This window comes from Aureimonas sp. N4, from assembly GCF_001463925.1.
Taxonomy (GTDB): Bacteria; Pseudomonadota; Alphaproteobacteria; order Rhizobiales; family Rhizobiaceae; genus Aureimonas; species Aureimonas ureilytica_A.
Window position 1 is genome coordinate 1 of the sequence record NZ_BBWS01000024.1, and the last position, 22,381, is coordinate 22,381.

General features: G+C 64.8%; 24 protein-coding genes. 15 read left to right on the top strand and 9 right to left on the bottom strand.

Translation table 11 applies throughout. The annotated features are described in order from the left end of the window. Positions 1–965: quinone-dependent dihydroorotate dehydrogenase (locus tag AUL28_RS07790; RefSeq protein ID WP_062231442.1), on the bottom strand; the 965-nt coding region annotated here is incomplete at its 3' end. Then, on the bottom strand, positions 962–1,315 hold the full coding sequence (locus tag AUL28_RS07795) for a DUF952 domain-containing protein (protein WP_062231487.1): 354 nt from the start codon (positions 1,313–1,315) through the stop codon (positions 962–964). The genes AUL28_RS07790 and AUL28_RS07795, both read right to left, overlap by 4 nt. Positions 1,316–1,474: 159 nt before the next feature. Between AUL28_RS07795 and AUL28_RS07800 the strand changes: the two genes are divergently transcribed. From AUL28_RS07800 to AUL28_RS07815, 4 genes are all read left to right on the top strand, one after another. Next, positions 1,475–1,912, top strand: a complete 438-nt coding sequence (locus tag AUL28_RS07800) for a secondary thiamine-phosphate synthase enzyme YjbQ (RefSeq protein ID WP_062231444.1) — start codon at positions 1,475–1,477, stop codon at positions 1,910–1,912. A 76-nt stretch (positions 1,913–1,988) separates the two neighbouring features. Continuing rightward, the gene (mscL, locus tag AUL28_RS07805) at positions 1,989–2,444 is read left to right on the top strand and encodes a large conductance mechanosensitive channel protein MscL (RefSeq protein ID WP_062231446.1); all 456 of its coding nucleotides are present in this window, start codon (positions 1,989–1,991) and stop codon (positions 2,442–2,444) included. Between the two features lie 117 nt (positions 2,445–2,561). Further along, positions 2,562–3,731, top strand: a complete 1,170-nt coding sequence (locus tag AUL28_RS07810) for a pyridoxal phosphate-dependent aminotransferase (RefSeq protein WP_062231449.1) — start codon at positions 2,562–2,564, stop codon at positions 3,729–3,731. Beyond that, entirely contained in the window at positions 3,728–4,846 is a 1,119-nt protein-coding gene (locus AUL28_RS07815) for an AbrB family transcriptional regulator (RefSeq protein WP_062231450.1), read from the top strand. Before AUL28_RS07810 ends, AUL28_RS07815 begins: the two co-directional genes overlap by 4 nt. 69 nt (positions 4,847–4,915) lie before the next feature. Here AUL28_RS07815 and hemA read toward each other — a convergent pair whose 3' ends face one another. The 3 genes from hemA to AUL28_RS07825 all read right to left on the bottom strand — a co-directional run bounded on the left by hemA (position 4,916) and on the right by AUL28_RS07825 (position 7,439). Beyond that, positions 4,916–6,193: a 5-aminolevulinate synthase gene (hemA, locus tag AUL28_RS07820; RefSeq protein ID WP_062231489.1), complete on the bottom strand. Its 1,278-nt coding sequence runs from the start codon at positions 6,191–6,193 to the stop codon at positions 4,916–4,918. Positions 6,194–6,337: 144 nt separating this feature from the next. Then, entirely contained in the window at positions 6,338–6,502 is a 165-nt protein-coding gene (locus AUL28_RS23000; RefSeq protein WP_192843419.1) for a hypothetical protein, read from the bottom strand. Between the two features lie 34 nt (positions 6,503–6,536). Next, positions 6,537–7,439, bottom strand: coding sequence for an NAD-dependent epimerase/dehydratase family protein (locus tag AUL28_RS07825; protein ID WP_192843420.1), 903 nt, complete (start codon positions 7,437–7,439; stop codon positions 6,537–6,539). A gap of 65 nt (positions 7,440–7,504) precedes the next feature. Between AUL28_RS07825 and AUL28_RS07830 the strand changes: the two genes are divergently transcribed. From AUL28_RS07830 to AUL28_RS07845, 4 genes are all read left to right on the top strand, one after another. After that, positions 7,505–8,056, top strand: a complete 552-nt coding sequence (locus AUL28_RS07830) for a sugar transferase (protein WP_062231454.1) — start codon at positions 7,505–7,507, stop codon at positions 8,054–8,056. Beyond that, positions 8,046–8,741, top strand: coding sequence for an endonuclease/exonuclease/phosphatase family protein (locus AUL28_RS07835; protein WP_192843421.1), 696 nt, complete (start codon positions 8,046–8,048; stop codon positions 8,739–8,741). The genes AUL28_RS07830 and AUL28_RS07835 overlap by 11 nt, the downstream gene beginning before the upstream one ends. Before the next feature lie 285 nt (positions 8,742–9,026). Then, complete coding sequence (locus tag AUL28_RS07840) at positions 9,027–10,118, top strand: siderophore-interacting protein (RefSeq protein WP_062231458.1); 1,092 nt, start codon at positions 9,027–9,029, stop codon at positions 10,116–10,118. Between the two features lie 460 nt (positions 10,119–10,578). Further along, complete coding sequence (locus tag AUL28_RS07845; RefSeq protein WP_062231460.1) at positions 10,579–12,321, top strand: ABC transporter ATP-binding protein; 1,743 nt, start codon at positions 10,579–10,581, stop codon at positions 12,319–12,321. Between the two features lie 81 nt (positions 12,322–12,402). On the opposite strand, the gene AUL28_RS07850 is transcribed toward AUL28_RS07845, so the two are convergent. Next, positions 12,403–14,589, bottom strand: a complete 2,187-nt coding sequence (locus AUL28_RS07850) for a TonB-dependent siderophore receptor (protein ID WP_062231462.1) — start codon at positions 14,587–14,589, stop codon at positions 12,403–12,405. Between the two features lie 370 nt (positions 14,590–14,959). Between AUL28_RS07850 and AUL28_RS07855 the strand changes: the two genes are divergently transcribed. Continuing rightward, entirely contained in the window at positions 14,960–15,937 is a 978-nt protein-coding gene (locus AUL28_RS07855; RefSeq protein ID WP_062231464.1) for a malate dehydrogenase, read from the top strand. 144 nt (positions 15,938–16,081) lie between these two features. Next, positions 16,082–16,792, top strand: coding sequence for a cell wall hydrolase (locus tag AUL28_RS22035; protein ID WP_306302753.1), 711 nt, complete (start codon positions 16,082–16,084; stop codon positions 16,790–16,792). 15 nt (positions 16,793–16,807) lie between these two features. Here the strand turns inward: AUL28_RS22035 and AUL28_RS07865 are convergent, their stop codons facing one another. Next, positions 16,808–17,653, bottom strand: a complete 846-nt coding sequence (locus AUL28_RS07865; RefSeq protein WP_062231466.1) for an oxidoreductase — start codon at positions 17,651–17,653, stop codon at positions 16,808–16,810. A 186-nt stretch (positions 17,654–17,839) separates the two neighbouring features. Between AUL28_RS07865 and AUL28_RS07870 the strand changes: the two genes are divergently transcribed. Next, on the top strand, positions 17,840–18,742 hold the full coding sequence (locus AUL28_RS07870; protein WP_062231491.1) for a D-alanyl-D-alanine carboxypeptidase family protein: 903 nt from the start codon (positions 17,840–17,842) through the stop codon (positions 18,740–18,742). A gap of 3 nt (positions 18,743–18,745) precedes the next feature. Here the strand turns inward: AUL28_RS07870 and AUL28_RS07875 are convergent, their stop codons facing one another. Both AUL28_RS07875 and AUL28_RS07880 read right to left on the bottom strand, forming a co-directional pair. Then, positions 18,746–19,537, bottom strand: a complete 792-nt coding sequence (locus AUL28_RS07875) for an SDR family NAD(P)-dependent oxidoreductase (protein WP_062231469.1) — start codon at positions 19,535–19,537, stop codon at positions 18,746–18,748. Between the two features lie 81 nt (positions 19,538–19,618). Then, entirely contained in the window at positions 19,619–20,284 is a 666-nt protein-coding gene (locus tag AUL28_RS07880; protein ID WP_062231471.1) for a sulfite oxidase-like oxidoreductase, read from the bottom strand. A gap of 330 nt (positions 20,285–20,614) precedes the next feature. On the opposite strand from AUL28_RS07880, the gene AUL28_RS22595 reads away from it, so the two are divergent. From AUL28_RS22595 to AUL28_RS07900, 4 genes are all read left to right on the top strand, one after another. Further along, entirely contained in the window at positions 20,615–20,857 is a 243-nt protein-coding gene (locus AUL28_RS22595; protein WP_156419929.1) for a hypothetical protein, read from the top strand. Then, complete coding sequence (locus tag AUL28_RS07890; RefSeq protein ID WP_062231475.1) at positions 20,854–21,186, top strand: four-helix bundle copper-binding protein; 333 nt, start codon at positions 20,854–20,856, stop codon at positions 21,184–21,186. Before AUL28_RS22595 ends, AUL28_RS07890 begins: the two co-directional genes overlap by 4 nt. 3 nt (positions 21,187–21,189) lie before the next feature. Then, a complete protein-coding gene (locus tag AUL28_RS07895; protein WP_062231477.1) occupies positions 21,190–21,546 on the top strand; it encodes a DUF305 domain-containing protein in 357 nt (118 codons plus the stop codon). Between the two features lie 71 nt (positions 21,547–21,617). Further along, positions 21,618–22,358 carry a phosphatase PAP2 family protein gene (locus AUL28_RS07900; RefSeq protein ID WP_062231479.1) on the top strand — a complete coding sequence of 247 codons (741 nt, stop codon included), beginning with the start codon at positions 21,618–21,620 and terminating at the stop codon, positions 22,356–22,358. Positions 22,359–22,381 lie beyond the last annotated feature (23 nt).

Sequence of the window (22,381 nt, forward strand, 5' to 3'; positions counted from 1 at the left end):
CCATAGACCATGGCGGAATACAGCTGCACGAGATCGGCACCCGCCTCGATCTTAGCGAGCGCCGTGCGCCCGTTCTCGACGCCGCCGACGCCGATCAGCGGGAAGTCGGGCCCGAGCGCCCGGCGGAAGGCCGCCAGAACATAGGTCGAGCGGTTGAAGAGTGGCCGGCCGGAGAGGCCGCCGGTTTCGTTCTCATGCCGGCTGCCTTCCACGCCGTGGCGCGAGAGCGTGGTGTTCGAGACGATCAGCCCGTCCACCTTGCGCCGCTTGGCGGTCTCGGAAATCGCCTCAACCTCTTCCAGCGACAGATCGGGCGCGACCTTGAGGAAAAGCGGCTTGCGATCCGTCGCCGTCAGCGCCGCCGCGCCGTCGCGCGCGGCGACCGCGTGGGTCAGGAGATCGTCGAGATCCGAGCCCTTCTGAAGGTTGCGCAAGCCCGGCGTGTTGGGCGAGGAAATGTTGATCGTGAGATAGCGAGCAAGTTCCGCGAAGCGGTGAATGCCGGTCACATAGTCGCCGATCCGATCCGTCGAATCCTTATTGGCCCCGATGTTGACGCCGACGATTCCCGCCTTGCGCGCGCGCTTTTCCATGCGCTCGGCGACTTCGGCATGGCCTTCATTGTTGAACCCGAGCCGGTTGATGACGGCGCGCGCCTCGGGAATGCGGAAGATGCGCGGCTTGGCATTGCCCTCCTGCGGCAGGGGCGTCACCGTGCCGATCTCCACGAAACCGAAGCCGAGGCGCAGCATCGCGTCCGGCACCTCGGCGTTCTTGTCGAAGCCGGCGGCCAGCCCCAGCGGATTGCCGAAGGTGAGGCCGACGAGTTCGGTGCGCAGGCGCGCGTCCAGCGGAATGTCCCGGCGCGGCACGAGGCCCCGCTTCAGCGCCTCGATCGCCAGCCCATGCGCACGCTCCGCGTCGAGCTGGAAGATCAGCGGGCGGGCGAAATCATAAAGGCTCATTGAACGCTTTCCGGGAAGACATGAAGCCCGTCCTCACCGAGCGGCAGGTCCTGAACATAAAGGACGGCGTCGAGGGAGAGGGGCGCATAGAGGTGGGGGAAGAGGGCGCCCCCGCGCGAGGGCTCCCAGACCAGCGCCTTTCCGAGCTGCTCGGGATCCACCGCCACCAGAAGAAGCGCCGTCTGCCCGCCGAAATGCTTGGCGGCCGTTTCACGAACCTGCGCGGCGGTCGAGAAGTGGATGTAGCCATCCGCGAGGTCGATCGGCGCGCCGTCGAAGCGCCCCTTCGCCTCGGCATCCAGCCAGGCATCGCGCGGTGTCAATTTGTAGATGGGGGCGTTCGTGCTCATGCTCGTTCCGCTGCCAGAGACGCCGAGGAAAATCAATTTGTCTCTCGATGGCAACCACAAGAAGGCGGGATTGCCCAATGGTTTGCCCGAGCACCACCCTTGCCTGAGCCGGTCAGGCGCTATCCTTCCGCCGGTTGAACCTTCAGGGAGCCGTGCATCATGCAGCTCATCGACCGACACTTCATCGAAACGCTGGCCATCGAAACGCGCGGTCGCGGCTTCACCGACATTTCGCGCCGGCTGGACGACATCCTGCGCCGCCATGGCGCGGGCGAGGGGCTGGCGACGATCTTCATTCGTCACACCTCGGCGTCGCTGACCATTCAGGAAAACGCCGATCCCGACGTGCGCGAGGACTTGCTGTCGGCCTTCGATCGTCTCGCACCCGAAAGCGCGCCCTATGTTCATACGCTGGAAGGGCCGGACGACATGCCCGCCCATATCAAGACGGCGCTGACCGACACGAGCCTTTCGGTGCCCGTGTCGGATGGTCGCCTGATGCTCGGCACATGGCAGGGCATCTACGTTTTCGAGCATCGCGCCCGGCCGCATCGGCGCGAGATCGTAGTGCATTTCATCGGCTCCGCTGCCGATTGAGGCGCGCCGCCCTTGCCGCGGCACCCGCCTTTCACAAGTCTGTCAGGGACAATCGGTCGCGCGGAGAAGGTGGGGAATGCTCAAGGAGTTTCGCGAATTCGCCCTCAAGGGCAATATGGTCGATCTGGCGATCGGCATCATCATCGGCGCGGCCTTTTCCGGCCTCGTCAATTCGATCGTCGCCGATCTTTTCATGCCGCTGATCGGTCTCGTGACGGGCGGCGTCGATTTCACCAACAAGTTTCTGGCGCTCAGCTCCAGCGTGACCGCCACGAGCTTGGCGCAGGCGCGGGAGCAGGGGCCTGTCCTCGCCTATGGCAACTTCATCACGCTCTCCATCAACTTCATCATCGTTGCCTTCGTCTTGTTCCTGATCGTCAAAGGTATGAACCGCCTGAAGCGGCAGGAGGAGCAGAAGCCGGCCGAGGAGAAGAAAGTGCCGCGCGAGGAGGAGCTTCTGGAGGAGATCCGCGATCTTCTGGCGTCGCGCGAGCGGGTTCGCCCGGGTCAGGTGCCGGGAACGGGACTTTGATGCCTTCACCCTTCCGTTTCCCCTCCCTGAGGGGTTGACGGTTCGCGCGGAAAGATCGACTCCCGACTGGGGCTCGCCCTGTCCGGCGGGCAGCAGAATTGGGATAAGTTCGCGGGCATGAGCCATCTTCATCGTCTTCGTGCGGGCGCTTTGGCTGTGCCTGAAAGCGGCATCGTCGCGGTCATCAACCACGCGCGCGGGCGCGACGGGTTGATCCCGCTTTGGGCTGGGGAGGGCGATCTGCCGACCCCATCCTTCATCGCGGATGCCACCGCGCAAAGCCTGAAGGCTGGCGAAACCTTCTACACTTGGCAGCGCGGCATCCCCGAGCTTCGCTCGGCCCTCGCATCCTACACCGAGCGTCTTTATGGCCGCCCGACCTCGCCGGAGCGGATCTTCGTCACCGGCTCGGGCATGCACGCGATCCAGACCGTCGTCTCTGCGCTGGTCGGCGAAGGCGACGAGATCGTCTTCCTGGCGCCCCTTTGGCCGAATTTCGAGGCCGCCGCCGCACTGACCGGCGCCAAGACTGTCCCCGTCGAGCTTCGCTTCGACGGCGTGGATTGGCGCTTCGAGCCCGAGCGCCTGCGCGCGGCGATCACACCGCGCACCCGCGCGATCTTCATTAACACGCCGAACAATCCGACCGGCTGGACCGCCGATCGCAAGACGATCCGCGCCATTCTGGATATCGCGCGCGAAGCGGGAATCTTCGTCATCGCCGACGAAATCTACTCGCGCTTCTTCTATGAGGGCGGCCGCGCGCCGTCCTTCCATGACGAGATGCGCGACGATGACGCCGTGATCTTCGTCAATTCCTTCTCCAAGAACTGGGCGATGACGGGCTGGCGCGTCGGCTGGATCGAGGCGCCCAAGGAACTCGGCGCGCTGATCGAGAACCTCGTTCAATATTCCAACTCAGGCGTCGCGGCCTTCATGCAGCGCGGCGCGGTGGCTGCGATCGAGCAGGGCGAAAGTTTCGTCGAGGAGCAGATCGAGCGAGCGCACAAAGCGCGCGACATCTTCACCCAAGCGCTTCTATCGACCAACCGCGTGCGCCTCGCGCCGCCGGCCGGCGCGTTCTATGCCTTCTTTGCGATCGATGGCATCGACGATGGCTACAAGGCCGCCTTCCGCATCGCGGACGAGGCGGGCGTCGGCCTCGCGCCGGGCACCGCCTTCGGCACGGGAACGCGCGCCTATCTCCGCGCCTGTTTCCATCGCCGTCTGGACGAGGTGGAAGAGGCTGCGCAGCGTCTGGCGCATTGGATCGGAAACGAGGCTTGAGCGCGCTCGGAGCCGCCGCGAGGCTGGCTCTGACGCTCGCCATCGGCACCATCGGGGGGGCTTTGGCCCATTCCGTCGATCTGCCGGTGGCTTGGCTCCTTGGCGCGACCATCACCGTCGCTGCGGCCAGCCTGTCGGGCGTTCCCATTCTGATTCCCACCCAGCTGCGGGACGCGACCTTCTTCATCCTCGGCATTCAAGCCGGCTCGGGCGTGACGCCCGATGTCGTTCATCAGCTCGCCCTCTGGCCGCTGTCCTTCGTCATCCAGATGGTCGGCGTCGCCTGCGTGGCGGCGGCCACCAATGTCTTCCTGCGACGCACGTTCGGATGGGATCGCGAAACCGCGCTTTTCGCCTCGCTGCCGGGGGCGCTGTCCTTCGTGCTCGCCGCCGCGTCTGAAACCAAGGCGGATATGACGCGCATCATCGTGGTGCAGTCCACGCGCCTGCTCTTGCTGATCGGCGCGCTGACGCCGCTCCTGGGCTGGCTGGAAGGTGGCGACACGATCAATGACGGCGTTCGCGGCGGCATCATCGGCTCTCCGCTGCAATATGTCCTGCTGATCGGCTCGGCGCTCTTTCTCGCTTGGGGTGGGGTTCGCTCGCGCGTTCCCGGCGGCCTGATCCTCGGCGCGCTTCTGGCCAGCGCCTTCATGCACGGAACCGAGATCGCGCCGGTCGCCATTCCCGGCTGGATCGCGACCCCGGCTCTCGTGGTTCTCGGCTGCACCATCGGCGGCCGGCTGCGGCGGGAAGATCGCACCGCCATGTTTCAGCTGCTGCCAGCCTCGCTGGGGGCCTTCGCCATCGGCATCACCTTGTCGGGAGCGGCAGGCGTCGTCGCGCTTCTCCTGCTCAGCATCTCCTTCGGCAAGATCGCGCTCGCCTATGCGCCGGGCGCGCTGGAGGCGTTGACGGTTCTGGCTTTCCAGTTCGATCTCGACCCCGCCTATGTCGCCGCGCACCACGTCGTGCGCTTCATGTGTCTGGCGATGATCGTGCCGATCCTCGCGCGGCGTTTTTCGCGTCAACGCAGCGAAGACTCGATCATCGCGCGTGAAGCCGCGCCGGGCGCGGATGCGCATGATACGAGCGACCCCGACGCTCGGCGCTGAGGCCTAACAAAGAAACGAAAAAGCCGGGCGAGGCCCGGCTTTCGTGATCATGATCGGCGTTGGGGACGATCAGCCGCCGGCCTGCGCCACGACGAGCGAGGTGACGTCCTCGCGGCGCTCCTCATGGGTCGGCCGGGTCGATGCGAAAGGAATGCCGAGCGCGGTCCAGGTCTCGACCAACGCGTCCCGCAGCACCGCGATCAGCGCGTCGTCATGCAGCGGCGTCGGTGTGATCCGCAGGCGCTCCGTGCCGCGCGGCACGGTCGGGTAGTTGATCGGCTGGATATAGATGCCATGGACCTGTAGCAGGCGATCGCTCGCCTGCTTGCACAGCTCGGCATTGCCGACCAGCACCGGCACGATATGCGTCTCGGAGGGCATGACCGGCAGGTCGGCCGCCGCGAACTCGGCCTTGGCGCGCGCGGCCTGGCGCTGCTGACCATGCCGCTCGCTCTGCGACTGCTTGAGATGGCGGATCGAAGCGACGGCCGCTGCCGCCAGCGCCGGGGGCAGGGCAGTGGTGAAGATGAAGCCTGGCGCATAGGAGCGCACGGCGTCGACCAAGGCGCGGCTGCCCGCGATATAGCCGCCGAGAACGCCGAAAGCCTTGGCGAGGGTGCCCTCGATCACGTCGAGCCGATGGGCGACGCCTTCGCGCTCGCAGATGCCGGCCCCGCGCTCGCCATACATGCCGACCGCATGGACCTCGTCAATATAAGTCATGGCGTTGTAGCGATCCGCGAGATCGCAGATCGCGGCGATCGGCGCGATGTCGCCGTCCATCGAATAGACGCTCTCGAAGACGATCAGCTTGGGCCGCTCCGGGTCGGCCGCCTTCAACAGCTCTTCCAGATGCTGAACGTCGTTGTGCCGGAACACGTGCTTGCGGCTGCCCGACTTGCGCACGCCCTCGATCATGGAGGCATGGTTCAGCTCGTCGGAAAAGATCAGGCAATCGGGCAGGAGCTTGGCGATGGTCGAGATCGACGCCTCGTTGGAGACGAAGCCCGAGGTGAAGACCAGCGCCGCTTCCTTGCCGTGCAGGTCGGCGAGCTCACGCTCCAGCTCGACCAGCGGATGATTGGTGCCGGAGATGTTGCGCGTGCCGCCGGCCCCCGAGCCCATGCTCGTGGCCGCATTCGTCATCGCCTGAAGAACAGCCGGATGCTGGCCCATCCCCAGATAATCGTTGGAACACCAGACAGTGATTTCGCGCGCTTCGTTCTCGTGGCGCCAGATCGCCGTCGGGAACCGACCAACGATACGTTCCAGGTCCGCGAAGACCCGGTAACGCTTTTCGGCGTGAAGAGCTTCGATCGCGGATTCGAAGTGGGACTGGTAGTCGATCATCCGGAACTCCTTCGTGAGAAGGGTTCTAAGGTTCTGGAACTTCAATGTCCATCGCTGGAAATCAGCTATGGACTGTCAAAAAGGAAGGGTGCCATGCAAGATCGCATGGCGGCGTGCGCGGCGATCGCGAGGGGCGCTTTTTTACTCGCTGTCCTCTTCGTCGTCCGGCATCAGGCCGGTGCGTTCCGCGCCCTCGCTGCGCGCGCGCGCCTGCGCCTTTCGGCGTCGAAGATTCTCCTTCAACGTTTCCTCCAGTCGCTTCTGGCGTTCGAGTTTGGCGGGATCGACCGGTGTGTGTGCGCTCATGCGACGCATCCTTAGATGGGGTTGCCGAGGGGCATCAAGCCGGGAGGCCGAGGGCCGCGCGAAATCCAGCCTCGGTGCCTTGGGGCGGCGTCCAGCCAGCGGCTGATATCTTTCCCGTGTCGGCTTCGAGGCGGGCGAACAGACGATCATAGGTCGCGCCCTTGCCCAGAAGCGCGGCAGCACTCCGTGTCGCGCCGCCGGGCAAGGACAGGACGCGCGCAGGTCTTTCTTCGATGTCGCGCACGGTTCGGATGATGTCCCCGACGCTCAAGGCATCCGCGTCCGCGACCAGACAGGTTTCGTTCGCGACCCGCCGGGATTCCAGCGCGAAACGGCAGGCATCCGCCGCATTGGCAAGCGAGAGAAGGCTGCGCCGTCCGCCGCCGCCAAGAGGCAGTGGGTAGGACTTTTGCGCCAGCCGCAGAAGCGCGTGGAGACCACCCCGGCCGCCCGGACCATAGACCGGGGCAAGACGAAGGATCGTCCATTGCGTCGGCGAGTCCTCCAGCGTGCGCACCAGTTCTTCTTCGGCGGCGAATTTCGACGCGGCATAAGTGTTCTGGGGGGAGACGGGATCGTCTTCATGGATCGGCTCTGGCGAGAAGGGGTGTACAAGCAGCGTCGAAGTGAACACGAAGCGCCGCGCCCCGCGCCGGATGGCCTCGACGGCCAATGCCTTTGTGGCCGTGACATTGGCGCGCATGAGCGCGGCGTCGTCGCGCGCCACGGCCTCGCCGCGTTCGGGGTTGAGCGCGGCCAGATGCAGGATGGCGTCCAGCTTCGTGGGCCAGCCCGGCCAATCGCCCGCCAGCGCGAGGTCGCTTGGGAAGCCAGCCTCGCCCCGGCGGGGGGCCAGAACCTCGTGGCCCTCGGCACGCAGAAGCGGGACGAGGGTCCGGCCTATAAAGCCCTGTCCGCCGGTGACGAGGATTCGCATGTGCTTCCAGCCTTCCATGACGCGCTGCTTGCTCAAACGCTTGAGTTGCGGCAATCGCTAAGGCCATGAAACGCTTGTTCGACATTCTGGCAAGTCTGGCCGGCCTTTTGGCTCTGGGCTGGCTGATCGGCCTTCTCGTGATTCTGGTGCGCCGGGATAGTCACGGCCCGGGCATTTTCGCGCAGGTGCGCGTGGGTCGGCATGGCCAGCCCTTCACTTGCTACAAGCTACGCACCATGCGGCAGGGCACGGCGAATGTGGCGACGCACGAAATGTCGAGTTCGGCGGTCACGAGCTTGGGCGAAAGCCTGCGCCGCTACAAGCTAGACGAGCTGCCCCAGCTTTGGAACGTCTTGCGCGGCGATATGAGCTTTGTCGGCCCTCGCCCATGCCTGCCGGTTCAGCGAGAGGTGATCGCGGAGCGCGAGAAGCGCGGCGTCCTCGCCCTGCGACCGGGCATCACGGGGCTGGCGCAGGTGAACGATATCGACATGTCGACGCCTGTCCGTCTGGCGGAGGCCGATGCCGAATATCTGGCGACCCGCAGTTTCGTCGGCGATCTCGTTCTGATCCTTCGCACGGTGACGGGCAGCGGGCAGGGCGATCGTGTCCGCTAGCGGCGCAATCCGCCTTGCGACTTGGAACATTCATGGCTTCTTCGGTGAGGGACGTCGGCCGGATTTCGAGCGCACGATCCGCTGTATCCGAGCCATGGATGCCGACATTTTAGCTCTTCAGGAAGTGGACGGACGCACGCATTTGAGGCGTGAGCCCTTCGCTTTCGAACGTCTGGCGGAAGCCTTGGGCGATCATTTCGCACCGGCGCCCCTGTTCGGGCGCACGGGGCGCGAATACGGCCACGCCCTCTGGTCGCGCTTTCCCCTTGCCGATGTTGCAATCCAGCGGTTGCCCGGACCGGGCTTCGAGCCCCGCGCCGTGATCGACGCGCGGGCGCAGACGCCGCTTGGACCCTTGCGTCTTCTCTCGCTGCATCTGGGGCTTCGCCCGGCCGCCCGGCGCGCCCAAGCCGATGCCGTCGCCGCGCTGGTGGAGCCCGGCGAGGCGAGCGTGGTTCTGGGAGATTTCAACGAATGGCGCAGCGGCGGTCCGGTGGACCGGCGTCTGCGCCGCGTTCTGCCCGAGGTCGCCCACCCACCGAGTTGGCCCGCCAGGCGCCCGCTTGTTCCGATGGATCGCCTTTATGCGAGCGAGGCGCTGCGCTTGAGCGACATCCGCGCTTGGACCGAGGCCGCACCCGCCTCGGATCATCTGCCTGTCACCGCGACGCTTCGGCGGGCCTGAGCTGGCGGTGTTCAGCCCATCTGCGGCGGCTCGTTGAGGGGGGACGTTGTCCAGCCCGCCTGACAAAAGCGTGGCGGTCGAACAGGTCGAGCGCGCCGCGAAGAGGCTGATTTGCCCTGAAGTGGAACATCGCTCGATGCGGGCGGCACAGTCGAGCCACCAGGCAGTTTAGAAACATGATAAGAATTATCATGTTTGTTGACCGGGCTGCAAAGTCCGCGCTACGTCAGGGCCGAAAGGAACAGGCCCGATCCCTTATCGGTGTCTTGGTGGATAGGGCTCATCATGAAAACCGGCTTCGTGGCGCATCTTGCCATTCCGATGGATGATCCGAACTGGTTCTGCGCCGAACTGGCGCGCCATCTCCCTGATGACATGCCCCATCCGATCGACCCCCGGAATGAGACCGTTCTGCCGCTTTACGGCACACTCGCGCGCATCCGACCCGTCGAGAAAGGTCTGTCGATCGCGCTGGAGGCGGAGGACGCCGCGCAGCACGGTGTCGCCAAGGGGATCGTGTCCTATTACGTGCAGGCAGTGATGGGAGAGGCCTGTCCGCCGCTTGAATGGACCGGCGACGGCGCGGGCGTGAAGGAGCTTCCGCATTTTCGCGAAATGCGCGTTCTCTCGACGCAATGGTTGGGGCCGCGCATGATCCGTGTCGAGCTTGCGGGCGACAACCTCCAGCGCTTTGCCAGCGATGGGCTGCATATGCGCCTTCTCTTTCCCCCTGAGGGGCGCGAGCCCGTCTGGCCAACCGCTGGGCCGGCCGCGCTGCCGATCTGGCCCGAAGGGGAGGACGCGCTGACGACGCGCGTTTACACGCTGCGACGGGTCGACCCGGCCGTGGGGCGCGTCAGTGTCGATGTCGTGCTTCACGATCCCCCCGGTGCGGGCTGCCGCTGGGCGCGCACGGCTCTGCCGGGCGACCGCGTCGGGATGCTGGGTCCTGGCGGCGGCGATATTCCGGCAAAGGACTGGGTTCTGGTTCTCGGCGACGAAACGGCGCTTCCCGCCATCGCCCGTTCGCTGGAAGAGATGGCGCCCGATGCCAGGGGCGAGGTCTTCATCGAGGTGGACAGCGCTGCGGACGAGTTGCCATTGGAGAAGCCCGATGGCGTTTCGGTGTGCTGGCTGCACCGGGAGGGCCAGCCGGCCGGAACCACGACGCTGCTGATCGACGCCGCGCGATCCGTCACTTGGCCGGGCGGCCCGAATGTCTTCGTCTGGGGCGGCGCCGAGTTCGAGGCCTTCAAGCAGATTCGCCAGTTCTGCCGGAAGGAACGCGGACTGAAGCGGAACCAGCATCTGGTCGTCGCCTATTGGCGGCGCGGCCTCACGCAGGATTCCGCCACCAAGGATACGGGCGACGAGTGAGGTCGCCCGAGGTGCTCGCCGTCGGGTGACGGCCCGACCAGAAAGGTGGATGGAAGGCCACCGGGTTCACGAGCCGCGCCCCTTGTGGCTCCGTGCGTGCCTCGCCCAGCGCGTGGAACATGCCTTGGAAACGCCGCTGAAATCCGTTCGGCACCCTCGCGGTTGGGCCCTTCCTGGTGTCAGCTCGCAGGGTCACACAGGGGCCAGCCAGGCGCTCGCAGCACTTCAGTTCGGCGTCGGTTTCGCAGGCAAAAACGATAACGCTCTGAGGCGATAGCGCGTAGAAAAGACCGTTTCACGCTTTGCCTGACGAAGCAGGGCCAGTGCTGGCTCAGAGTAGGTCTGAAGTTGACTTCGTAAGTCTTGATTTCTAAAGCCCGCCCAGGCTGTCCGAATTCGTCGTGCGATCGTCGCCGGTCTGGATTATGCCCAGCCGAACATGCCGAAAGGACGAGAGCTGATGTTGTCGCGCTTCTTCAGCTATTACGCGCCGTGGCGCGGCCTCTTCATTCTCGATTTCTCCTGCGCGGTTCTGGCCGGCCTTCTGGAACTCGGCTTTCCCGTCGCGGTTAAGGTCTTCGTCGATAACCTCCTGCCGAGCGGCCAATGGGGTCTGATCGTTCTCGCCTCGATCGGCCTTCTCCTGATCTATCTCCTCAACACCGGGCTGAATGCGATCGTGACCTATTGGGGCCACATGCTCGGCATCAACATCGAAACGGAGATGCGGGCCAAGGCCTTCGCGCATCTGCAGAAACTCTCCTTCAGCTTCTTCGACAATCAGAAGACCGGCCATCTGGTCGGCCGGCTGACCAAGGATCTGGAAGAGATCGGCGAGGTCGCGCATCACGGGCCTGAAGACCTGTTCATTGCCGTCATGACCTTTGTCGGCGCCTTCCTTCTCATGCTCTCGGTGCATGTTGAACTGGCGCTGATCACGGCCGTGATCGTGCCGATCGGCACCTGGGCGACGACCCATTACGGCGCGCGGATGACGACGACGTGGCGCGAAATCTACGGCAGCATCGGCGACTTCAATGCGCGCATCGAGGAGAATGTCGGCGGCATCCGCGTGGTGAAGAGCTTCGCCAACGAGGGACACGAGACGGCGCTCTTCGCCGTCAACAATCAGGGCTACCGCGCGCGCAAGCTCGACGCCTATCGCATCATGGCCTTCAGCCAGTCGCTGAACTACCTGTCCATGCGCCTGACGCAGATCATCGTCATGTTGGCCGGCACATGGTTCGTCATCTCGGGTGATCTCTCCTATGGCGGCTTCGTCGGCTTCTTGCTTCTCGTGAATGTCTTCTTCCGCCCGGTCGAGAAGATCGCGGCCGTCCTGGAATCCTATCCCAAGGGCATTGCCGGCTTTCGGCGCTATCTCGACTTCCTCGACACCGAGCCCGACATCGCCGACGCGCCGGGTGCCGTGGCGCTGCCGGCCGGCCCCGGCCTAGTCGAGTTTCGCGGCGTCGCGTTCGGTTATCCCTCGCGTGGTTCGGTCCTGAAGGGGATCGATCTTTCCATTCGCGCGGGCGAGACCGTCGCCTTCGTCGGCCCGTCCGGCGCGGGCAAGACCACGATCTGCTCGCTGGTGCCGCGATTCTATGACGTGACCTCGGGCGCGATCCTGATCGACGGGATGGATGTGCGGGAGGTCACGCAGGACTCCTTGCGCCGCCGCGTCGGCGTCGTCAGTCAGGACGTTTTCCTGTTCGGCGGCACGGTGCGCGAGAATATCGCCTATGGCCGGCTGGATGCCTCGGAAGACGACATCCTGCGCGCCGTCGAGCGGGCCCATCTGGGCGAGACGATCGCGGCGCTTCCGCAGGGGCTGGATACGGTCGTGGGCGAGCGCGGCGTCAAACTCTCGGGCGGACAGAAACAGCGCCTCTCCATCGCCCGAATGTTCTTGAAGAATCCGGACATCCTGATCCTCGACGAGGCGACCTCGGCGCTGGACACGGAGACCGAGCGCATGATCCAGGCCTCGCTTCAAGAACTCGCCGAAGGGCGCACAACGCTGGTGATCGCCCATCGCCTCTCCACCATCCGCCATGCCGATCGCATCGTCGTCATCTCCGATGGCCGCATTCTCGAAGAAGGCAGCCATGACGAGCTGATGGCGCGGGCGGGGAGCTATCGCCGGCTGGTCGAAGCGCAACACGGCATCCTCAACGACGAGCGGCAAGCGGCGGAGTAAGCCCTCCCGCCATCCGATCATGAAAAGCGGCGGCTCCCGAACAGGAGCCGCCGCTTTTGTCGTCTTATCAGACGTTTGGCGTCAGAAGTTGAAATGCGCCTTCAGGAGACCCGAGCGCCCTTCGGCATAGCCGCAGGTGACGGACGTCTGGCAGCCCGCGACATATTGTTTGTCGAAGAGATTGTTCACGTTGAGCGATACGCCCCAGGTCTCGCGATCGTAGCGCACCGCCGCGTCGAAGACCGTCGCGTCCGGTACTTTCAGCGTGTTGGCGTTGTCGGCGTAGGAATCGCCCTGATAGCGGACACCGCCGCCGAGCGAGAGCCCGTCGAGCGAGCCGCCCTTCACCGTATAGTCCAGCCAGAGCGAAGCCATGATCTCCGGCACGAGATAGGGGCGCTTGCCGATGACCGAGGCGTCGGCGTCGTCCTCGATCGTCAGGTCGAAGGCCGTGAACGCGCCCGTCACCCGCCAGTTTGGGTCGAGATTGACCTTGCCTTCCAGCTCGACACCGCGCGAATTGATCTCGCCCACCGTGCGCGGAATGAAGAAGGGCGCGACCGACTGGAGCGTGTTGCGACGGGTCAGGTCGAAGAGCGAGGCGGTGAACACGCCGTCGATGAAGCTCGGCGCGTATTTGATGCCGACTTCGTATTGTTCGCCTTCCTCCGGTACGACGCCGTTGCCGCTGGCATCGGTTCCGATCTGCGGATTGAAGAAGCGCGAGGCGCTGACATAGGGCACGATCCCGTTGGCGAATTCATAGGCGAGGCCCGCGCGCCCGCTGAATGAGCCGTTGCGGGTCTGGTAATCCGCGTCCGCCGCCGAGCGGTCGTCACGGTCGATCCACACGCCGTCATAGCGCCCGTTGAGGGTCAGGATGAATCCGTCTCCGAACTTCGCCTGTTCCTGCGCGTAGACGCCGAGCTGATTGAGGTCGATCACCTCGTTCAGATAGGGCGCGTAAAGCGGCGCCAGACGGTTCGTATAGACCGGATTGGTCGGGTCCAGCGGCGAGGCCGCGCCCACGGCCTGCACTTGGTCGATGCGGAAGAACTTGTAATCGACGCCGGCCATCAAGGTGTGGCTCACGGCCCCGGTGTCGAACTCGACGCTCGCGCGGTTGTCCGTCGTGAACGTATCGACCTCGGTATCGTGACCGAAATTCAGCCGGTTCAGGAGATAGGGCGGGCTGACCGGCTTCTCGAAACCGCCGAAGCCCGAAGCGGAATCGTACCAACCGAAGAAATAGGGTCCGTATTCGTTGCGCTGGTCGTGGCCGTAGCGCGTGTTGGAGGTCAGCGTCACCCCGTCGGCCGTCTTGTGCTCGAACTCGTAGCCGAGAAGAATCTGCCGATTGAGGAACTTGTCGAGATCGGGCTCGGAATAGAAGAGATGCTCACTGATCCGACCGAAGGGTGCAGGCACGACGCTGCCGAAATAGGGCAGGAACCCGTTCACATGGTTCTGGTCGTCATATTGGTAGTTCAGATAGAGGTTCAAACGCGTGTCGGCATCGGGCGCATAGGTGAGGTTCGGCGCGATCAGGCCACGGAAGTTCTCGGCATAGTCGGTGTCGGTGTCGCCGCCCTTCACCTTGCCCAGCAGACGGTAGCTCCAGGCGCCGTCATTCGTCAGCTTGTCGGCGAGATCGAAGGCCACGTAGCCGTTGGGCGAGCCGTCTATGCCCCCTTCGACATAGCGAATGCGATCACCCGTCGCGCGCTTGGAGACGGAGTTCACCACGCCGCCGGGATTGCTGCCGCCGTAAAGCACCGATGCCGGGCCGCGCAGCACTTCGACGCGCTCCAGCAGGAACGGGTCGATGATGAAGCCGCCGAAAGCGTAGGAATAGAGATTGAGCCCGTCGAGATAGACGCCCGACTGCGTGGCGTTGAAGCCCCGGATATAGATCCAGTCCGTATCCGTGTCGTTGCCGAAGGGCTGCGCGAAGACGCCGGGCGTATAGCGCAGCGCCTCGTCCACCTTCTGCACGCCCCGATCGGCGAGTTCTTCCTGCCCGATCACCGAAACGGACTGCGGCACTTCGATCAGCGGCGTGTCGGTCTTGGAGCCCGTGGTGGTGGCTTTGGCGACATAGCCGTTGACAGGCCCCGTGCCCGCCGACGGGCCGCTGCCCGTCCCGCCATTGCCCTCGACGGTGACGGTCTCGAGCATGACAGGCTCCTGCGCGAGGGCTGTGGCGGGCAAGGAACAAAGCGCACAGCCGACCAGAAGCGCGCGGCGAAGGGAGGGAAGGGAACCCATGCAAAACTCCAACAGAAAGTTCCGCTACCTTATGGCGTTGAACATGATCTAAGGAGTCATGTTTCTTGCGCGACCGAATTCCCGCAACGATATGTGACGGATTCAACACGCGATTTCGAAACGTTCCAATTTGCCTTTCGTCAGCGCCACGCCGATTCGCACGGGGCTTGAGAAGGGCCACCAACGCCTTGGACTTCGGCGCGCTTCAATCGGTTTGATCCGACGGGCGTTGGCCGGTCCGGCATTTTGAATCGGTTTTTCTGCAAATCGGCTGGTTTTTCCCGGTTTTCGTCATGGATCGGCAAGGTCAATCGCGCTAGTGCCTGCCGCAGACCACGCGGGTCCCATGCCAGGAGCGAAAGGTATTCCCATGACGCAGCCCAAACGCATCGCCGTCACCGGCGCGGCCGGTCAGATCTGCTACTCCCTGCTGTTCCGCATCGCCAATGGCGACGTCTACGGCAAGGATACGCCCGTCGTGCTTCAGCTCCTCGACCTGCCGCAGGCCCAGAAGGCCGTTCAGGGCGTCGTCATGGAACTCGAAGACTGCGCCTTTCCGCTTCTGCAGGGCGTGACCATCACGGACGATCCGGCGACCGCCTTCCGCGACATCGACGCTGGCTTCTTCGTCGGCTCGCGTCCGCGCACGCAGGGCATGGAGCGCCGCGACCTGCTATCGGCCAATGCCGAGATCTTCCGCACCCAGGGCCGCGCCCTGAACGAGGGCGCCAAGCGCGACGCCAAGGTGATCGTGGTCGGCAACCCGGCCAACACGAACGCCATGATCCTGGCCGCCAACGCCAAGGATTTCCCGACCGAGAACGTCACCGCCATGCTGCGGCTCGACCATAACCGCGCCCTGACGCAGTTCGCCAAGAAGGCGGGCGTCAGCGTCGATGCGATCGAAAAGTTCGTCGTGTGGGGCAACCATTCGCCGACCATGTTCGCCGACTGGGCCAATGCCACCGCCGACGGCAAGCCGCTGCCGCAGGTGATCGGCGACGAATCCTGGTACAAGGACACGCTGATCCCGACCGTCGCCAAGCGCGGCACGGCGATCATCGAAGCGCGCGGCGCGTCCTCGGCGGCCTCGGCGGCCAATGCCGCGATCGACCACATGCGCGACTGGATCTCCGGCTCGAACGGAGACTGGGTCTCCATGGGCATCTCGTCCGACGGCTCCTACGGCATCCCCGAGGGCATCATGGCCGGCGTCCCGGTGATCTGCTCGAACGGTTCCTACGAGCGCGTTCAGGGCCTGAAGCTCGACGCGTTCGCTCAGCAGATGCTCGACCGCACCGTGGCCGAACTGGTGGAAGAGCGGGAAGCCGTCTCGGCTCTCCTCTAACTTCCGCCCGTTTTTACGGATTTGGGAAGGGCGCTCCGCGAGCCTCGCGGGGCGCCCTTTCGCGTTCTCGGCGGGTGACAACCGCTCGTTAAGCCTATGCTGCGAGACTTGGGGCTTCTGGGTCACATCGCCTTCGGAAATCTCATGCCCTCCAGCCGCTCCATCCTTCTCTGTCTGGCCTTGGGAAGTCTGGCGGCGGCCGGCGGCTGCGCCACGGTCCAGCCGGGGATGAGTTCGGAAGAGTGCCTCGCGCGGGCCATGTACTTCGAAAGCAACCGCTCCAGCGAGGAAGGGATGATGGCCGTCGGCACGGTGGTGATGAACCGTTTGGAATCAGGCCGCTATCCCAAATCGGTTTGCGGCGTCGTCGGCCAGCCCAACCAGTTCGCCCCAGGCGTTCTGACCAAGCCCATGGGCCGGGGCGGCGATCTCGCCAAGCGCACGGCGCGGCGCGTCCTGCACGGCGAGCGCCATTCGCGGGTGCAGAAGGCCATGTTCTTTCATACAGCGGGCTATTCCTACCCCTATAAGAACATGAACTACCTGACGATCCAAGGTGGGAACGCCTTCTACGAGAAGCGGCGCGACGCCACCCAGACGCAGTTCATGGTGGCCGAACGCGAGCGTGCCGAGCGGGAAGGGCGGCTTCCCTACAACCCGCCCGAACGCGCGGCCGCCGCCATTGCGGCCGCCCAGACACCGGCCCCCGCCATCATGACGACGCCGACGCAGACCAGCCGCATCGCGCGCCAGATGGCGGCCGGGCGCGGCGGCAGGCTACCGCCACCGCCCAGCCGGGAGGCGACCCTCCCGGACATGTCGATCGAAGAGCTGATCCAGAAGAACGGCGGCTGATCCGTCGCTTATCCTTTACTCCGGGAAATCGGCCGACAGGCTTTCGCTCTTCAATAGCTCGATTTCGGCGAGGCGCTCGCGCAGCTTTGCCGTCACGCCGTCATAAGCGATGCGTCCGAGGACGAGGTGGCGCGGCGGCTCGGCCATCTCGGTTACGCGGATCATCGCCTCGCCGGCGCGCACGGGATCCCCCGCCTGCTTGCCGCTGATGTCGGCCGTGCCCTTCAGCCGCGCGCCCGCTGTCGGCGCATAGGCCTCGATCCGGTTGGGCGTCTGGCGCAGCGACCGGCCGGCCCAATCGGTGCGGAACGGGCCGGGCGCGACGCAGGTGACGGAAATGCCGAGCGGCTTCACCTCGGCCAGAAGCGCATCCGAGAAGCCCTCCACCGCGTGTTTCGTCGCGGCATAGTATCCCGAGCCCGGAAATCCGATGAAGCCCGCCTGCGACGTGAGGTTCAGGATATGGCCCTTGCCCTGCCGGCGCATGATGGGCAGCACCGCGCGCGTCATGGCGAAGAGGCCGAAGACATTGGCGTCGAACTGATCGCGGATTTCCTGGGCGTCACCTTCCTCGATCGAGGCCTGATAGCCGTAGCCGGCATTGTTGACGAGAACGTCGATCCGACCGAACCGCGCTTCCGCTTCCTTCACGCCGGCGTCGATCGCCTGCTCGTCCGTCACGTCGAGATCGACAGCCAGCGCGCGCTCGCCATGTCCTTCCGTCAGATCGGAAAGACGCGATTTGTCGCGCGCGGTGACGACGGCGTTCCAGCCGCGATCCAGCACCAGCTTCGCCAGTTCGCGGCCGAAGCCGGTGGAGCAGCCTGTGATGAACCAGACGGGCGTTTGCTTCGATGACATGGAACAATTCCTCTGTGAGAGAACGGCGCAGCGGGTTGGTTTGCCCGGCTGACTGTCGTTCGGCTTAACTGGAACGAAACCATGATGGGACCACCCTCGGATTGATTTGCAACGCCCGGACATCGGCCGGGCGCAACCTCATGCGCCGCGCGATCCCTCGTGCGCGCCAGCCGTTCGGACGTTCCCGTGTCGTTCATCTCCGCCCGCGTCTCGACCCGCCTCGTCGCGGCCCTTCTGGCTCTCGGACTGGCTGGTTGTCAGTCCGTCGATCTGTCGCGCAACGACCTGGCGGCCGGCCTGTCCGCGCAGTCGAAGGCACCGGCCTTCCAGGTCGGCAATGGCGAGATCGTGCCGGTGCGCGCGGGCTCGGCCATCGTCGTGGACGCCGATTCGGGCAAGGTGCTCTTCAGCGACGATCCGGACGGGCTGCGCCATCCCGCCTCCCTGTCCAAACTTCTGACGCTCTACCTCCTGTTCGAGGCGATCGAGGCCAAGCGCGTGACGCTCGACACCGATCTCGTCGTCTCGACCCATGCCGCTTCGCGACCCCCGTCCAAGCTCGGCCTCCGCCCCGGTTCCACGATCAAGGTGCGCGATGCCATGTATGCGCTGGCCGTGAAGTCGGCCAACGACGTCGCGACCGTTGTGGCTGAAAATCTCGCCGATGGGTCGGAAGAGGCTTTCGCGCGGCGGATGAACATGACCGCCCGCCAGATCGGGATGCGCCGCTCGAACTTCGTGACGCCTTCGGGCCTGCCGGACGATCTCCAAATTTCGACCGCGCGCGACATGGCGGTGCTGGCGCTCCAGATCCGCAAGCGCTTCCCCGGCTTCGTGCCGCTCTTCTCGACGGAGAGCTTCGACTATGCCGGCCGGCATTACGTCTCGACCAACAAGCTCCTCGGCCGCGTTCCGGGCGTCGACGGAATGAAGACCGGCTTCGTCAACTCTTCGGGCTTCAATCTCGTCGCCTCCGCGCGCCGCAACGGGCGGGGCGTCATCGTCGTGGTCATCGGCGGGCAGACGGGCCGGGCGCGGGATATGAGAGTCGAGCAGCTGATCGACACCTATCTCGGCCCGGCGACCTGACATTCAAACCGTGCGCAGCATTCCGCCATCGACGAAATAGGTCGAGCCGACCGAGTAGCTCGCCTTGTCGGAGCAGAGGAAGACGAAGAAATTCGCAAGCTCCTCCGGCGAGCCGAAGCGCTTGATGGCGGCGTGCTCGTCGGCGACGCCCTGGAGATAGCCCTCCCAGTCGCCGCCCGAATTCTCCGTCAGCTGGCGCGCCGTCTTCTTCCAGTCGGGCGTCAGGATCAGGCCGGGATTGATGCAGTTGACCCGGATGTTGTCGGGGATCAGCTCCGTCGCGAGGCATTTGGAGAACATCATCAAGGCGGCTTTGGTGACGTTGTAGATGGGCTCGTACCAGAGCGGCTGCACGGCGCAGATCGAGGCGTTGTGCAGGATCACTCCGCCGCCGCGCCGCTTCATCTGTGGCGCGATCCCGCGCGCCAGACGCACGGCGGCCATGACATGGAGGTCCCAGTAGGACTGCCATTTCTCGTCCGGCGCTTCCATCACCGTTTCGTTCGAGCCGGTGCCCGCGTTGTTGATCAGAATGTTCGCGCCGCCGAACCGCGTCTGTGCCGCTTCGATCACGGCCGACGTGCCCTCGGGCGTCGCGACATCGGCCGCAAGACCCATCGCCTCGACACCATATTGGCTGGCGATGCGCGCAGCTTCCGCCTCGACCCGCTCGGCCCCGCGCGCCACGAGAAGCACATGCGCCCCTTCCGCTGCCAGCGCTTCGGCCACCGCCAGCCCGATACCCACAGAACCGCCGGTGATCACGGCAACCTTGCCGCCCAAGCCCATATCCATCGAATCTCTCCCTCCCATGCCCGGCGCCTGGCGCCAGTGAGACGAGTGTGGGACGGAAGGGGCGTGATGGCCAGACTGCGATCAGTCCGAATAGCGTTCTTCGGCCCAGGGGTCGCCGCGATTATGATAGCCACGCACCTCCCAGAAGCCGGGCTGGTCGCGCGTCCGGAACTCGATGCCGCGCAGCCATTTCGCGCTTTTCCAGAAATAAAGATGCGGCACCATGAGGCGCACCGGGCCGCCATGCTCGGCTGTCAACGGCTGGCCCTCCCACGCATGGACAAGCATCGCGTCGGGCGCTGCGAAATCCTCAAGAGAAAGATTTGTGGTATACCCGTCATAGGAGGACAGGACCACGAACGCGGCCTCGGGCTTCGGCTTCACGATCTTCAGAAGATCGCGCGTCGAAACGCCCTTCCAATGATTGTCGTAGCGCGACCATGTGGTGACGCAGTGAATATCCGTCACCTCCTCGCTTTGGGGCTGCGCCTGAAAGGCGGCCCAATCCCAGACCTGCACATTCTCCACCGCTCCGTTGATCGTCAGCTTCCACTGACTTTCATCGACCTGTGGCAGAAGGCCGAGATCGAGAACCGGCCAGTTCTTGACGAGATGCTGACCCGGCGGCAGACGCTCCGTCTCGGGTCGAGCGTGGCGGCCCGTCAGGAAGCGCCCTTCGCGCGCCCAGCTTTCCTTGGTACGGGTGAGCTTGGTGTCGGGATGGTCAGGGTCGTTGAGTTCACTCATGCCGTTCTGCGCTCCTGTTTCGAGGATGACGTGGCGATTTCGAAGGGCATGGCAAGGGTCATGTGACCAAGACGGCGGCTTGATTTCGAGCGCCACTGCGACAATTCTGAACCCGATGTCGTTCGCGCGAGCCCTGTCAAGATCACGCTCTCAAGCAGCAGCACTCAACGGCTGCGGCCTTCGGCTGTTCATGGTGCTGGCCTTTCTGCTGGCGGCGGCGGGCTTTCCAACAGGCGGTCACGCGCAGATTCATTCCGCCAAGCCCTGCGCCGAAGCCACCATGCTCTCGGACCATCATGGAACCCCTCCGGGCGGTGCGATGGACACGCCATGCTGCTTGTTTCATTGCGTGCCCGTCGCGCCGTTCGCGCTTCTGTCCGCGGCAAGGCCGCTTATGCGCTCGGCTCGTATGCCGCTTGTGCTCCAGATCGCCCCACACGGGGTGACGCCGCCCGTTCTCGCGCCACCGCCGCGAGCCTGAAAGTCTTCGAGCCCCGTTTTATTTTCGGTCCAGACCTCGAGCGCCACACCGACGCCGGGCGGATCCTCGCCATTCGAAGGATTTCACCATGAACCCCATGAAAATGGATATGCAGGCCTGCATCGACGCCTGCCTCGATTGCTACAAGACCTGCCTCTCCTCCGCCTCGCATCATTGTCTGGAGGCGGGCGGCCCGCATACGGAGCCCGCGCATTTCCGGCTAATGCTCGCCTGCGCGGAGATGTGCCGCGCGTCGGCGCATCTGATGCTGCTCGGCACGGACGCTCATCGGCATTCCTGCGCGGCCTGCGCCGAAATCTGTGCAGCCTGCGCGGATGATTGCGAGCGTGTGGGCGATATGGACGCCTGCGTCGCGGCCTGCCGCCGCTGCGCGGACGAATGCCGCAAGATGGCGGCCTGACCCATGAAGCGTATTTTGATCGCTCTCACCATCCTGCCCGCTATCGTAGGCGCTCCGGCGCTGGCGCAGGATCATTCCGCCCATGGAGGCGCGCACTCGCCGGCCTCGCAGGCCTATATGCAGGCTATGAAGCGCATGGATGCGGACATGTCGTCCATGCCGATGTCCGGCCAGCCGGGCGTCGATTTCGCGCGCATGATGATCCCGCATCATCAAAGCGCGATCGACATGGCCAAAGCCTATCTCGCCAGCGGTGAGAACGACCCGACGATCCGCAAGATCGCGGAGGATGTGGTCGCCTCGCAGGAGCGCGAGATCGGCGAGTTGCGTGACTGGCTGAAGAGCAAGGGCGCGCAATAAATTCTGCGGGAGCCGGGCCAAGGCCCGGCTCTCCCTCTCGCCGGTTCGAGAGCCGGCTATATCTCGCTGGCATGACAGATCGATCGACCGCGCCCGGCGCGCCCTCTTCGTCCCGTTTTCGCCGCCTGCCGGTCCTTGGCCGGATCGAAGCCAAGCTCCTGCTTTGGCTCGTTGGCTTGTCCGGCGGACTGTTCGGATTCCTGTCCATCGCGGGCGAGGTGCGGGAAGGAGATACGCACGCCTTCGACGACGCGATCCTGCGCGCCTTGCGCGAGCCCGGCCGACCGGACGATCCGATCGGCCCGTTCTGGCTGGAAGCAGCACTGCGGGACATCACCGCCCTCGGCGGTTACACCGTCCTGACCATGATCCTCGTCGCGGCTGTCGCCTATCTGTTGCTCAACGGCAAGCGCGCTGCCGCGCTGCTCGTCTTCGGCGCGGTGGTGGGCGGAACGGCTTTGTCGAATGTGCTGAAGGTCTTTTTCGACCGGCAAAGGCCGGATGTCGTCGGCCATCTCGTGGACGTTCACAGCTTGTCCTTCCCGAGCGGGCACGCCATGCTTTCGGCCGTCACCTATCTGACGCTCGGCGCGCTCCTGGCGCGAACGGAAGAGCGCTTCGTCATGCGCGCCTATTTCATCGGCCTCGCGGTCGTGCTGACGCTGCTTATCGGTGCGAGCCGGGTTTATCTTGGGGTGCATTACCCCACCGACGTTCTGGCCGGTTGGTGCGCCGGCGCGACCTGGGCCTTTCTCTGCCTGCTCATGGCGCGCTGGCTTCAGCATCGCGGACAGGTCGAGCCATCGGATTGAGGCTAGGTGGCGCGGCTTCGAAA

Coding starts and splice junctions, on each gene's coding strand:
- AUL28_RS07795 (WP_062231487.1), bottom strand. CDS start 1,315: ATGAGCACGAACGCCCCCATCTACAAATTGACACCGCGCGATGCCTGG.
- AUL28_RS07800 (WP_062231444.1), top strand. CDS start 1,475: ATGCAGCTCATCGACCGACACTTCATCGAAACGCTGGCCATCGAAACG.
- mscL (WP_062231446.1), top strand. CDS start 1,989: ATGCTCAAGGAGTTTCGCGAATTCGCCCTCAAGGGCAATATGGTCGAT.
- AUL28_RS07810 (WP_062231449.1), top strand. CDS start 2,562: ATGAGCCATCTTCATCGTCTTCGTGCGGGCGCTTTGGCTGTGCCTGAA.
- AUL28_RS23000 (WP_192843419.1), bottom strand. CDS start 6,502: ATGAGCGCACACACACCGGTCGATCCCGCCAAACTCGAACGCCAGAAG.
- AUL28_RS07825 (WP_192843420.1), bottom strand. CDS start 7,439: ATGCGAATCCTCGTCACCGGCGGACAGGGCTTTATAGGCCGGACCCTC.
- AUL28_RS07830 (WP_062231454.1), top strand. CDS start 7,505: ATGAAACGCTTGTTCGACATTCTGGCAAGTCTGGCCGGCCTTTTGGCT.
- AUL28_RS07840 (WP_062231458.1), top strand. CDS start 9,027: ATGAAAACCGGCTTCGTGGCGCATCTTGCCATTCCGATGGATGATCCG.
- AUL28_RS07845 (WP_062231460.1), top strand. CDS start 10,579: ATGTTGTCGCGCTTCTTCAGCTATTACGCGCCGTGGCGCGGCCTCTTC.
- AUL28_RS07850 (WP_062231462.1), bottom strand. CDS start 14,589: ATGGGTTCCCTTCCCTCCCTTCGCCGCGCGCTTCTGGTCGGCTGTGCG.
- AUL28_RS07855 (WP_062231464.1), top strand. CDS start 14,960: ATGACGCAGCCCAAACGCATCGCCGTCACCGGCGCGGCCGGTCAGATC.
- AUL28_RS22035 (WP_306302753.1), top strand. CDS start 16,082: ATGCCCTCCAGCCGCTCCATCCTTCTCTGTCTGGCCTTGGGAAGTCTG.
- AUL28_RS07865 (WP_062231466.1), bottom strand. CDS start 17,653: ATGTCATCGAAGCAAACGCCCGTCTGGTTCATCACAGGCTGCTCCACC.
- AUL28_RS07875 (WP_062231469.1), bottom strand. CDS start 19,537: ATGGATATGGGCTTGGGCGGCAAGGTTGCCGTGATCACCGGCGGTTCT.
- AUL28_RS07880 (WP_062231471.1), bottom strand. CDS start 20,284: ATGAGTGAACTCAACGACCCTGACCATCCCGACACCAAGCTCACCCGT.
- AUL28_RS22595 (WP_156419929.1), top strand. CDS start 20,615: ATGCTGCTTGTTTCATTGCGTGCCCGTCGCGCCGTTCGCGCTTCTGTC.
- AUL28_RS07890 (WP_062231475.1), top strand. CDS start 20,854: ATGAACCCCATGAAAATGGATATGCAGGCCTGCATCGACGCCTGCCTC.
- AUL28_RS07895 (WP_062231477.1), top strand. CDS start 21,190: ATGAAGCGTATTTTGATCGCTCTCACCATCCTGCCCGCTATCGTAGGC.
- AUL28_RS07900 (WP_062231479.1), top strand. CDS start 21,618: ATGACAGATCGATCGACCGCGCCCGGCGCGCCCTCTTCGTCCCGTTTT.